Below are 12,198 nucleotides of genomic sequence, written 5' to 3' on the forward strand. Positions count from 1 at the left end.
CACAGACGGTCGTTCACGAGACGCTCATCGACCCGTGCTGTGAGCAGCGTCGCTCCGTGTCGTCCTCCTGACTTCGCTCTGAGTCGCGATCGCGTCCCGGTAGGGGATCCCCAACCGGACGCTCAACGCCCGCAACCCCTGGACGGGGACGGACCCGACGCCGCTGCCTTCACGGCCCTTCCACGTCGTACACGCGGTCGGGGTGGAGGGACAGGTGCCCCACGAGATCTCCCGGTTCATCCGGCAGGCGCAGCAGGTGGCGACTCGCTTCGATGCCCGCCGGCAGCGAAGGAGGGGGTTCCGCGTACGGCCGGAGAAGCTCGCGCACACCGTAGCCGCCCGCGTGACGCGCGACCGGCACCGCTCTGTCGCGACCGGCGTCACGATGGGAGGATCGCGCCGTGCCCCTGCGTGACCTCGCGATGCTCGATGATGGGACCTTCGACGTCGGCGACGCGCAGGTGACCGACGGGCGGGTGGTGCTGCGCGGCTGGGCCGTCGAACACGGCACGAGCGTGGGGACGGCTCGTCTGCCGGTGACGCTGACGGTCCCCAACGCGGTCGACGTCTCCGCTGACTCCGTCGGTGGGACCGGTGAGCTCGTGCTCGACCGGGTCGAGGTGACCCCGACGACCGTGACGCTCGTCGGGGTCGCCCCCGCCCGGATCGTCGTGACGACGTCGGTGCAGAGCCAGGCGCTGCTCGAGGTCGGGACGACACCGATCGCGGTGCGTCGCTGGGGGCGCTGGCGGCCCTGGAGCACGGCCGCACCGGTGGTCCTCGACCACCGGTACGCCGTCAAGCGGCTGCGGACCACGGCCTGTCCGGAGTGCGAGCACCCGTGGGCTGAACACTCGATGGACCCGGACGAATCGCTGACGATGTGCAGCGAGTGCGCCCACGAGCACGGTCACGGCCAGCCATCCACGGGGGCGACGGTCTGTTTCGCTCAGGTCCCTCGCGGTCTGGTGGAGCCTCGGTCAGCAGTGCTGCGCACTCCTCCGAGCGACGACCGACCGGTCGATCGGGGAGGGCCCGCGACGTCAAGCACCGGCGGGTTGTTCCGTCCGACGATCTCGAGCTTGCGGGAAGCGAATGCGGCTCTCGCCTTCGGGATGGTCTCGACCGACGAGGTGAGCGCCCTCGCGGCTGAGCTCGTGGCGTCAGGACACGACGGTGACGCGCTCGTCGCACTCGCTTCCCTGTACTCCGGCGCCGCCACCTCCGACGCGGTCGAGCTCGGTCAGGCGGCACTCGTCGAGGCCGGGGTGCGCCCCGTGGACCTCACGGGTGACGACGTGCCGCTCCTCGCGCTGCGTGTCGCGAGTCACCGGTTCCTCCTCGGGCACTGGACGCTCCGCACCTTCGCGTCCTGGGTGCACCGGGAGATCGGCCACGAGGGGCCCCAGGGTGCACAGCAGCTCGCACTCGTCGACGACGAGCTCGATGAACTCGACGCACGAGGCGCCGGGCCCGGTCCTTCGTTCCGTCGAGCGGTCGAACGGCTCGCCGTCGACTACATCGAACTGACCGAGGAGACGGCGCATCCGTCTCGGTCCTGACCGGCGGCCCGGAACCCGGCCGACCCGTGGATCAGGCGATGCTGCTGCCGCCGTCGACGAGGAGCTCGCTCCCCGTCATCCCCGAGCTCTGGTCGGACACGAGGAAGAGCACCGTGGCGGCGACCTCCTCGGGACGGAGGAGTCGACCGAACGGCATCCCGCTCGCCATCTGCTGGAGCATCGCGTCCGGGCTGCCCGTGGCGAGGCCCGCGAGACCCGGCGTCTCCGTCGGCCCGGGGACGACGGTGTTGATCCGGACGCCGCGCGGTGCGAGCTCGGCCGCCCACGTGCGGGTGAGGGTCGCGATCGCTGCCTTCGACGCCCCGTACAGGCCGAACGACGGCTCGGTGCCGGACGCCGCCGTCGAACCGGTGACCACGACGGCCGAGCCCTCGCGCAGGAACGGCAGCGCGCCCTGGACGGTGAAGGTGGTCCCGCGGACGTTGGTGCCGAACGTCGCCTCGAAGTCCTCGGCGGTGACGGCGTCCAGTGCCTTGAACTCCCCGCCGCCGGCGTTCGCGTGCACGGCGTCCAGACCGCGACCACGCTCGGCGACCGCGGCGAAGACCGTCGCGATGTCAGTCGGCTGGGCAGCGTCCGCCCGGATCGGCGTGACCGCGTCGCCGAACTCCTCGCGCAGTGCGTCGAGCGCCTCCTGCCGCCGGCCAGTGATGAAGACGTGAGCTCCTTCGGCGACGAAGCGGCGCACGACCGCGAGTCCGATGCCCGACGTCCCGCCCGTGACGAGTGCGGTCTTGTCCTGCAGTGTTCCTGTCATGATGACCTCCTGAACGTGTTGTTGACTGCTTGGTCCAGAACGGTACGCCGTGCTTGACTGATCAGTCAACAACGACTTCCGAGGAGTCCGCATGCCCCGACCGCGCAAGTTCGACGAGGCCGACGTGGTCGAGCGCGCCCGGCGCACGTTCGCGGAGTCCGGGTTCGACGGCACGTCGCTCGACGACCTGCTCGCGGCGACGGGGCTCGGTCGGCAGAGCCTGTACAACACGTTCGGCGGCAAGAAGGAACTCTTCATGCGCGCGTTCCTCAGCGACACCGCCGACGCCGTCGAGGTCGTGCAGTCCGTCCTGCGGAGCGCCGAGCACCCGATCGCGCGGATCCGGACGCAGCTGGTCTCCGCTGCGGTCGAGCACGGGGCTGCGCAGGCTCCGCCGTCCCTGCTGCTCCGCGCGGCGGTGGAGCTGTCGGCTCGGGACCCCGAGGTGGCCGCCACCGTGACCGAGGCCTTCGACACCATCCGCGCTGGCTACACGGCCTGCATCGTGGACGCGCAGGCGGCCGGCGAGGTCGAGGCCGACGCCGACGCCGAGGCGCTCGGCACCTACTTCTGCGCGGTCATCGAGGGGATGGGGGCGATCGGACGCGTCGGGACCTCACGAGCGGCGCTCCTGCAGGTGGGGATCGCGAGCCTCGCGGCACTGCCGATCACACCGCTCGGTGCAGAGCACCTCGGAACCGCGGACGGTCCCTGGGACTGATCAACGCCCGGTACCAGGGTTACGCGCGGCGACGCGAGCGGCGGGACTGACCGCCACCGCGCCTCCCGTCCGGACCTGGAGGCGCGCATCCCGCAGGCGCGACCGCATCCGCCCGTCGCCTGGTCGCGTGCTGGGCCGTCGACGCGAGCCACCCGTCCAGCAGGAGTGTGATCGCGACGCCGGGGACCATCGCGATGACCGCGACGGGGACGGGCCACAGCTGGTGCACTCAGGGATGGCCACCCGGCTTCGTGGCCGCCGCCGCGAACGAGGACGCGGACACCAGCACGGCCCACGCGGCCGTCATAGCGATGATCGGCAGGGAGTCCCACCCGCGGTCGAGCAGGGCGTTGGCGAGCGGGAGGGGGACCATCACCGTCCCGACGATGAAGCCGGTCCTCGCCACGGTACGAGCACCGTAGTCAGGTGGTCCGATCCATCGGGCCGGTTCCCTCGAGGATCAGCGGCACGGGCGACAAGCCTGCGTTAGGTTCGACTGAGACAACACCGGATTCCATGGGGGGACACAACGGTGACTGGACCGACAGACCTGACCGCGTACGCGCTGCCGGACCTGACGTACGACTTCGCCGCGGCCGACGACCTCGCACGGCAGTGCGACCTGGCGAAGACAACGGTGGAGCTTCAGTCTCCGTCGCGCGCGGCGCTCGTCGTGCTGGCCGGCACCGACTTCGCAGGCGGTTTCGCAGAGACGTTCCGGTCGAACGCGGAGATCGCCCAGGAGGATGCGCGCGAGCTCACCACGAAGCTCGGCGAGGTCGCGAGCGGCATCCGTGCGCTGAGCGATGCCGCGCGCGCCGAGAACACCCGTCGTCGCGAGGCCCGTGCCTGGCGGGATCGCGTGATGGCTCGCCGGGCCGACATCGTCGACAGCACATGGGACCAGATCTTCGGTGAGGAACCCCCGCCGAGCAGTGGCAGGGTCGACGTTCCGGCCTTCCCGAGTACGAGCTACAAGGCGCGCACGAGGAGCACGCCGCCGCCGGGCGCCGGTCCGGGTACCGGGGGCAGTGTCTCGTCTGCGCGACCGGACCATCTCCGATCGTTCGCCTCCGGAACCAGCTCCCTCAACGGCAGCGTGCAGGCGCTGCCGGGGCGGATAGCGGCTGCCCTGGCGGGCTTCACCCAGAGGTGCGACTTCGGCCGCGTCGACCTGTCGCCGCTCCTCGCGGGCTTCCGGGCCTGGTCGGCCGCGAACGAAGGCGACGTGGACTGGGCGAACACGGTCGCAGCCGCCTTCGAGGCAGCCGGGGCGAGCGGCGATGTCGTCTCGCTGAACGACAGTTCGCTCCTGGCCGCGCTCCTGGCGGCAGGGGTGGGCAGGACGCGGACCGACCTCGCCTTCGGCAAGCCCTCGTTGCTCGGCGCGGTCCCCACCAGTGGCTTCGCAGCCGACCCCGTGAACACGGCGACCGGCAACTTCGTCGAGCTGGAGCGTGACCTCTCCTTCGCCGGAGGCGCTGAGGGCTTCGAGCTCACGCGGATGTACAACTCGTTCGACGTCGTCGGTGGGTCCTTCGGTCGCGGCTGGTCCTCGGTCCTCGACCAGCGCCTCGAAGTCCTCGCCGACCACGTCGAGTTGGTCCACCACGACGGACGACGGAGCACGTTCCCGACCCGGGGCGACACAGCGGTCCGTGCCGTCGGAGAGAACCTGTGGCTGGCACCAGAACCCGACCCTTCGGCGGGTTCGACGGCCGACCGTGAGGTACTCCTCGTCGTCCGCGACAATGCCGGCTCCTGGTGGTCGTTCACGACCAGCGGGCTGTGGATCGCGACCGGTACCGGGACCGCGGCGACCACCAGAGCCGTGCGGGACGGCGACGAGAGGCTCGTGCGGCTCCAGCACCGACGCGGACGGTTCATCGACCTCCTGCACCTCGACGGGCTGGTCCGTTCGGCGCGCTCGTCCGACGGCCGGACGGTCACGTACGAGTACGCCGACGACGGTGCACTCAGAACGGTGACGGGTCCCGGCGGAACACGGACGTACTCGTGGGACGTCGACGGTCGGATCGAGCGGGTGACCGCTGCGGACGGCGTCGTCGAGTGTGCGAACACCTACGACGAGCACGGTCGGGTGGTCCTGCAGACGACGCCGCAGGGGCGCACGATCCGGTTCGCGTACCTCCCCGGACGAGTCACGTCCGTCGCCGACGAGGACGGCACGCGCTCGAACACATGGACGTCCGATCGTCACGGTCGTGTGGTCTCGATCACCGACTCAGATGGTCGACGACAATCGTTGAGCCACGACGAGCACGGGAACCTGGTTGCCTCGACCGCGCGTGACGGGTCAGTCACGGTCCACACGTACGACGACCGTGGACGCCTCACTCGGACCCTGGCCGAGGACGGGACCGACACGCTCGTGGCCCACGACGATCACGACCGCGTGCACCGCGTCGAGCGCCATGGGGGAAGGGTTTCGTACGAGTACGCCGACTCTTCTGCGACGTCGCCCTCGCACGTCGTCGACGAACGGGGTGCCCGCTTCACGTTGGCATGGGTGGACGACCTGCTCGTCCGCGTCGAGGATCCGGCAGGTGTCGTGCTGACGTACGACTACGACCGTTCGGGTGATCTCGTTGCCGTCAGGGACGCGCTGGGCGCGACGACTCGGTACACGCGGGACGACGCTGGTCACGTCGTCACGACCACCACACCCATGGGACACCGAACGCGCTTCAAGCGTGATCCTGCGGGCCGCGTGACGTCATGTGAGGCCCCGGATGGGTCCGTGTGGAAGCTCGAACGCGACGCTGGTGGTCGTGTCACCTCGGTCGTCGATCCGGTTGGTGGGCAGACGACCTACGAGTACGGAGCGAGTGGAAGCCTCACGCGCGCCACGGATCCGCTCGGACGGGCGAGCGACATCCAGTACGACCGTCTGGGGAACGTGCACGAACTCCTCCAGCCAGACGGTACCCGCTGGACGATGCTCCACGATGGGCTCTCGCGACTGCAGGAGGTCACGGATCCGGAAGGTGGGCGATGGCTCCGGGAGTACGACGCCATCGGGCGCCCCACGGCCCGGATCGATCCCACCGGTGTCCGCTCCGTCGTCGAGCAGACAGACCGTCGTGCGTCAGTACCGTTCTTGGACCTCGACCTCGCGGGCCGCGTCGTCGCCGGGGCCTCACCGCTCGGTGACCGTGCGACCATCGAGTACGACGTCTGCGGCCGGCTCTCGGCGTGGACCGACTCAGATGGTGGCCGGACGATGCTCCGGTACGATGCGGACTCGCGGATCGTGGAACGCATCGAGCCCTCGGGCGCCGTCACGACGTTCGAGTACGACGCCTGTTCACGGCTGGTTGCGGAACGAGTGCCCGGCATCGGGACGACGCGGTACGGTCACGACCCTGCCGGACGCCTGGTCACTGTCGACGACCCGACCAACGGTCGACGGACGATCACCCGGGACCTTGCCGGGCAGGCGGTCGCGGTCGACGACGCGCTCGGGCACTCCACGACCTTCCACCGAGACGTCCTCGGACGAGTGACACAGGAGATCAGCCCCTCTGGCGGGCGCACGCTGACCACCTGGACCGGGTGCGGTGACGTCTCATCCACGACCGACTCGATGAGCCGCGCCGTGGCGTGGACGCGGGATGCGGCCGGCCGGCCGACAGCCCGCAGGGATCCCGATGGCCACACGACCACCTGGGGGCACGACCCAGCTGGGCGGCTGGCCGAGGTTCGTCAGGACGGCCGACTCGTTGCGGCAGTCGCGCGGAACGAGTCCGGCCGATCGGTCACGATCACCGACATGACCCACCCCGACGGTGAGCAGACCGTGCACCGGCTGGAGTACGGCGCCCGGCAGGAGTTGGTCCGGCGCACGACGAGTCGTGCCGGGCGGAGCACGACGACCCGATGGGAGTACGACGCCGCTGGCAATCAGCGCGCGATGACCACGCCAGACGGAGTCAGGACCGAGTACGACCGCGGTCGTGCGGGCATCCTGACCGGCATCAGGCGACCCGGCTTCCCCGACGCCTCGTTCCGACACGACGGTGACGGCCGACTGACCGAGGTCGTCGCCGGGTCCGTGGGTCAGTCGTGGCAGTACCGCGATGGCTTCGTCGTCGGGCACACGTCAGGCGGGCGGGCGACCACGCTCGAGCGCGACAGCCGAGGGCGTGTCACGGCTGTGCGCGATCCGGACGGCAAGACCGTGACGTACGAGTACGACGAGGCGTCGCAGTTGGTGGCCGCGACCGGGACGACTGCGTCGACCTGGACCTACGACCGGTCCGGCCGGATGCTCGAGGAGCGAAGCGCGTCCGGGAACACCTCGTACCTGCACGATCCTGCCGGAGCGCTCCTGCGGGCCGAACGCCGCGGCGATGGGACCGCGGTCGTCCGGTTCGAGTACGACGGCTCGGGCAGGCGTGTCCTCGCCGCAACCGACGACGGCACCACGACGTACGAGTGGGACGAGCTCGGTCAGCTCCGCGCCGTCGTGCGTGAAGACGGGGCAGGCGTGAAGCGCTTCGACCTGTGGGTGAACGCTCTCGGTGAACTCGCCGAGGTCGACGGAACGACGCTCTGCTGGGACCCGACGGCCCCCGTGCCCACCCTGCTGTCGATCGGTGAGGTTCCGATCGTCTCCGTACCGGGGATGCTCGGTGTCGACGGGATCTGGTCGACTTCAGGCTGGCGCCAGGCGCGCTCTGCGCAGATGCACGACCCGTGGTCCTCGGCCGACGTCGCGACGTCACCGAGCCTCCCCGACGGCATCGAGGTCAGCCAGACCGGCACCGTCATGGTCGCTGGGCTCGAACTGAGCGGAGCGCGAGCGTACGACCCGTCGGCACGGTCGTTCCTGTCCCCAGATCCCCTGCCCCCGGTGGCAGGTGCGGCCTGGGCCGACAACCCGTACGCCTTCGCTGGTAACGATCCGGTCAACCAGACCGACCCGACCGGACTCCGACCGATCACGGACGCTGAACTCGCGGCGTACGCAGCTGGCCGGCAAGGCTTGCTCGGGATCTCGTACCACTTGTCGAACAACGGTGCCTTCTCCATGGACGGGGACCTGCACGCCTCACACGCATTGTCATGGCTGCTCGGCATGTCACTCCTCGACCCACGCAGGCCAGGTCCCGGCGTCGTCCTCGGCGCGCTCAGTCCGCTCCCGATGGTCGGCATCCCCGTCGGCATGGCGGCGGACTTCTACGCCGGGACCGTCCTGACGAGTGGGCAGGGCGAGATGCTGTTCGGGTGGGCGACTGGCACGTCACCCCGGACATTGCTCTACGGATCGGACAGCAAGATGACGCAGGTCGTGAAGAACGAGCTGCCGGGTGACCAGCGCAGGGACATCCTCGACGACTTGAAGGAGACAGGCGTCGCGACCGGGTACGGCTACCAGGCGGGACCCGCGTCGTTGACGAACCAGAACCTCCTGCGAGACATCCGCACAGTCGTCACCTGGCCGGTGGCGTCCGAACGGGACCGGACTCTCCTTGCCCTCGGGACGTACGACGTGGATGCGAGGGTCGTGTCGAAGGGCGACGACGGGACCGCCGTGGTCGAGTACACGGCAACGAACGAGACCACGCTCGGCTCGGCCCTGCGGATCCCCGGGCTCGACTACGACGCGTTGAACCGAGCCGCTGGAGACCACGGGCCGTTCTCACGGGTGACGGAGCGGTTCACGTGGAAGGAGAAGGTGAAGTGGTGACGAGACACTCGGCGGGCATCGCGACGTCGATCGCGGTGCTGACGCTGTTGTTGACCGGTTGCACCGTCATGGCACAGCCCGAGCCGGAGGACTACACCGGCACCTGGGTGCTCGAGGGTGCAGACGGCGACGGAGCGACGGAGTTCACCGTGTCGGCGGACCGGACGTACACAGCGCGCAACATCCCGATCGACCTCGCGTGCCGAACCGGCAACGCTGCGACGAGCCCTCCGGGTTGTGCGAACGGCGAGGACTCGGCGAGCTTCTCCGGACGATGGACGGTGGCCGACGGTGACTCGCCCGGCATCCGGTTCTACTTCGATGACCACTTCGTGCGCCAGGGCTACCCGACCAACGGAGCACTCGGTTTCTACAGCGGATCACTCGATGTGCCACGTCCCGACTACCTCTTCGTCCGTTCATCGTCGGACTGACCGGAAGCCTCCTCCGCAGCCCGTCCGGTGACTGTCCTGACGGGGACCGCGACGACGATCGGGGAGTCTAGGCGGCGCGGATCTGCGGGACGCCCTACCGGTGGGGGCCCGTGGCTCGTGTCGGCTCCCACCCGTACTGCACGAGGCGCACAGCCGGTCCGTCCGCGGCCGATCCACCACCGGGCGCGGTTCGGCTCAGGCGACGTGGGTCCGATCGTCGCTCCGCTTCGCGCTCACCCACATCGGGAGGTCCTCCTGCAAGGCGGCGACGCGCGGGTCGGAGGTGATGCGACCGCCACTCCTGGGGAGGTCGAGGTAGCTGCGTCGGACCACGTGCGAGAAGGGTTCGCCGCAACTGTCGTCGCTGTGATGGCGAAGCTGCCACCGCTGAGGATGCCGTCGCAACGACGCTGCGTCGGCACGGGTCACAGCGGTGGAGAGGAGCACTGACCACAGTTCGTCGTCGGTCATGCTGGCCAACTCGGTCGGTTCGAGGGCTCCCGTGTCGAAGAGGCGGCTCACCAGGCCCCGCATGACGGCGACGGGCACGAGGTTCGCCGCGCTCCTCCGGGCGAGTGCTTCGCTGATCGCGAGGTCCGCCAGTTCGACCGCATCGACCGGATCGGCATCGACGGCACCGTCGCGCAGATGTAGCCGTCGCAGGAGTTCGTGCGGTGCTGATCGTGTGCGCCCGTGGGCCTGTCCGCTGCGGAGGAACGAGTCGAGGTGGTCCAGCTTCAGGCCGCCGTGCGACGCCGTGAGCGGCGAGGGGATGCTGCCGTCGTCGAGTGCGATGATCGTCCCGGCATCGCCGCCGAGTGCTGCATCGGTGGCGAACAACGCGGTGATCCGCTGTCGGGTGAGGTCGTGGTGGTCGAGACCTGCGAGGCCCTCGAGCGTGTGGCTGAACGGGAGGTGGCCGACGTCGTGCAGCAACGCAGCGGTGCGTGCGGGCTGGTGCTCGGGCGCGAAGTGGGCCACGAGTGCGAGTACGCCGAGCGAGTGCTCGAGGCGGGAGTACGTCTGTACCGTCGTGATCGACGCGGCTCCTGCGTGGGCGATGAAGGCGAGACGCCGCACCGGCCAGGTGTGGAGGAGACGCTGTTCGGTCGTCGTGAGGCGCACCTCGATCCGCCACAGTGGGTCGAAGTACACCCCGTCGTTCCGCAACGTGTCGACCGCTTCTCGGTGCACTCTGGCCTCCCCGCCGTCCGCACCGACAGTAGCGGAGCGGACGGCCGCTCCAGGAGGTTCGTCCCGTGCCGCGTGAGCGACGACCGCAGGGATCAGGACGGGTCGGCGATCTCCTGGAGCGCTGCGAGGTGCGTACGCCACGCCGTCCGGCCCTCGCGTGTGACGGTGAGCGACGTCCGGGGGGTCTTCCCCGTGAAGGCCTTCCCGACGGCGACGTACCCCGCCGTCTCGAGGAGCGCGACCTGCTTGCTCAGCGCCGAGTCGGTGACCTCGACGGCGTCGCGGACCTCGCGGAACCCCAGCGTGGTGGCACGGTCGAGTGCGGCCATGATCGAGAAGCGGACCGGGTTCAGCAAGTGCCCGTCGAGCCGGTGACGGGGATGGACCGGTGCCTGGTTCGTCGTCGTCATCGTCGTGCCTCGTACGACGCGCAGGCCATCGTGACCGCCAGGATCGCTCCGGACGTGATCCCGGACCACAGGACGGATCCGTGCGCCCAGGCGACGACGGCGATCGCAGCCCCGTAGGTGACGAACCAGCTCGCGATGTAGATCGTCCATCGACGGCTCCGCGCGAAGGCCGCTCGCCCGCGGATGGACACCGCGAAGAACACGATCAACGCGAAGAAGGCGGCGAGTGTGCCGACGTAGGTGAGGCCGAAGGCCGAGCCGGTCGTCAGGCCCATCCCGAGGGTCCCGAACGAGGTCACCAAGCCGAGCGCGAGGATGAACGTCACGTACGGCCACCGGGTGGACTCGTGCGCTCGTCGACTGAGGCGATCGGCGGTGTCGAGGAGCGTCCGCGCCTCTGCCGGGCTGATGCTGTGCTGGTTGTCCATGGTGTTCCCCTCTCGGTTCCAACCTGGCACACGCTTGCCACTTTGGCAAGCACTTGCTGATCGGACAGAACCCTCCCGAGCCACGGGCGCCGGACGGTTCCATGTCCTCATGGTCGCGGCAGTCCGAGGGTGAGCGGGAAGAGTGCTGTCCCGATCGAGCTCGCGGTCAGGAACACCCCGATCGCTCGGCCGTGTCGGTCAGCTCAGTGCTGCGTTGCCATGACTCCGGGAAGGACGGGCCGCGGTCCGACGAGCTCGGGGGCGGCTTTCGTGGGGAACAGTCCACGAGGGGCACTGAGCGGCATCGTCGCCACCTTCCCCGTCGTCGGACCAGACCGACGAACGCCAGCAGCGTCCACGTCGACCGAGCAACGGTTGGTGCAGCACACCGTTCGGGTCAGCGGCGCTCGCGCGCCTCCGGTCCAGGCCGGGAGGCGCGGGTCCTGCGGGTGCAGCGGCGCCCGCCCGTCACTTCGTTGCCTGGTGGACCGTTGCGACGACCGACCCGTACAGCGCGAAGGCGGCGATGCCGCCGGGGAACATCGCGAGGACGGCCGCGGGTACCGCCCACACCTGGTGCACCCAGGGGTGACCTGCTGGCTCCGTGGTGGTCATCGCGGCGAACGAGCACGCGGAGACGAGCACCGCCCACGCCGCCGTCATGCAGATGATCGGCAGGAAGTGCCACCCGAGGCCGAGCAGCGGGTAGACGAGCGGGAGGAGGAACATCGCCGGCGCGATGATGAAGCCGGCCCTGGCCGTGGTGCGGAAGGCCTTCCGGCTGCTGTTGACCTGGGCGATGGTGCGCTGGTCGTCGACCTCCGACTCCGGCCATGAGTCGTACGGGAGGCCTGAGCGCGTGTCCTTGTGGTCCATCTACGGCAGCCCCGGCCAGGACACCGCGGGCCACTCGAGCTGCCCGGCCGTCGCTCGTTCCCGATGATCTGTGGTCACGGTT

The 12,198-nt window shown here is 69.8% G+C and carries 10 protein-coding genes; 4 read left to right on the plus strand and 6 right to left on the minus strand.

Annotated features, from left to right (window positions below; all coding sequences use genetic code 11):
- Positions 1 to 401: 401 nt before the first annotated feature.
- A complete protein-coding gene (locus ACIQFY_RS04490) occupies positions 402 to 1,562 on the plus strand; it encodes a hypothetical protein (protein ID WP_400338444.1) in 1,161 nt (386 codons plus the stop codon).
- 31 nt (positions 1,563 to 1,593) lie between these two features.
- Here ACIQFY_RS04490 and ACIQFY_RS04495 read toward each other — a convergent pair whose 3' ends face one another.
- Positions 1,594 to 2,340, minus strand: a complete 747-nt coding sequence (locus ACIQFY_RS04495; protein WP_326496807.1) for an SDR family oxidoreductase — start codon at positions 2,338 to 2,340, stop codon at positions 1,594 to 1,596.
- 91 nt (positions 2,341 to 2,431) lie between these two features.
- Between ACIQFY_RS04495 and ACIQFY_RS04500 the strand changes: the two genes are divergently transcribed.
- Positions 2,432 to 3,061 (plus strand): TetR/AcrR family transcriptional regulator, encoded by a 630-nt coding sequence (locus ACIQFY_RS04500; protein WP_326496808.1) that lies wholly within the window; start codon positions 2,432 to 2,434, stop codon positions 3,059 to 3,061.
- A gap of 229 nt (positions 3,062 to 3,290) precedes the next feature.
- Here ACIQFY_RS04500 and ACIQFY_RS04505 read toward each other — a convergent pair whose 3' ends face one another.
- The gene (locus ACIQFY_RS04505; RefSeq protein WP_209685901.1) at positions 3,291 to 3,467 is read right to left on the minus strand and encodes a hypothetical protein; all 177 of its coding nucleotides are present in this window, start codon (positions 3,465 to 3,467) and stop codon (positions 3,291 to 3,293) included.
- 126 nt (positions 3,468 to 3,593) lie between these two features.
- Between ACIQFY_RS04505 and ACIQFY_RS04510 the strand changes: the two genes are divergently transcribed.
- Together ACIQFY_RS04510 and ACIQFY_RS04515 are read left to right on the plus strand one after the other, a co-directional pair.
- The gene (locus tag ACIQFY_RS04510; protein ID WP_400338447.1) at positions 3,594 to 8,774 is read left to right on the plus strand and encodes a DUF6531 domain-containing protein; all 5,181 of its coding nucleotides are present in this window, start codon (positions 3,594 to 3,596) and stop codon (positions 8,772 to 8,774) included.
- Entirely contained in the window at positions 8,771 to 9,208 is a 438-nt protein-coding gene (locus tag ACIQFY_RS04515; RefSeq protein ID WP_400338448.1) for a hypothetical protein, read from the plus strand. Before ACIQFY_RS04510 ends, ACIQFY_RS04515 begins: the two co-directional genes overlap by 4 nt.
- Positions 9,209 to 9,403: 195 nt before the next feature.
- Here ACIQFY_RS04515 and ACIQFY_RS04520 read toward each other — a convergent pair whose 3' ends face one another.
- The 4 genes from ACIQFY_RS04520 to ACIQFY_RS04535 form a co-directional block, all read right to left on the minus strand.
- Entirely contained in the window at positions 9,404 to 10,402 is a 999-nt protein-coding gene (locus ACIQFY_RS04520) for an HD domain-containing protein (RefSeq protein WP_400338449.1), read from the minus strand.
- A 92-nt stretch (positions 10,403 to 10,494) separates the two neighbouring features.
- A complete protein-coding gene (locus tag ACIQFY_RS04525) occupies positions 10,495 to 10,812 on the minus strand; it encodes a transcriptional regulator (protein ID WP_326496812.1) in 318 nt (105 codons plus the stop codon).
- Entirely contained in the window at positions 10,809 to 11,240 is a 432-nt protein-coding gene (locus ACIQFY_RS04530) for a chemotaxis protein CheY (protein WP_326496813.1), read from the minus strand. Before ACIQFY_RS04530 ends, ACIQFY_RS04525 begins: the two co-directional genes overlap by 4 nt.
- A 468-nt stretch (positions 11,241 to 11,708) precedes the next feature.
- Entirely contained in the window at positions 11,709 to 12,116 is a 408-nt protein-coding gene (locus tag ACIQFY_RS04535; protein ID WP_326496814.1) for a hypothetical protein, read from the minus strand.
- Positions 12,117 to 12,198 lie beyond the last annotated feature (82 nt).

The organism is Curtobacterium sp. NPDC092190 (assembly GCF_044755625.1).
Classification (GTDB): Bacteria; Actinomycetota; Actinomycetes; order Actinomycetales; family Microbacteriaceae; genus Curtobacterium.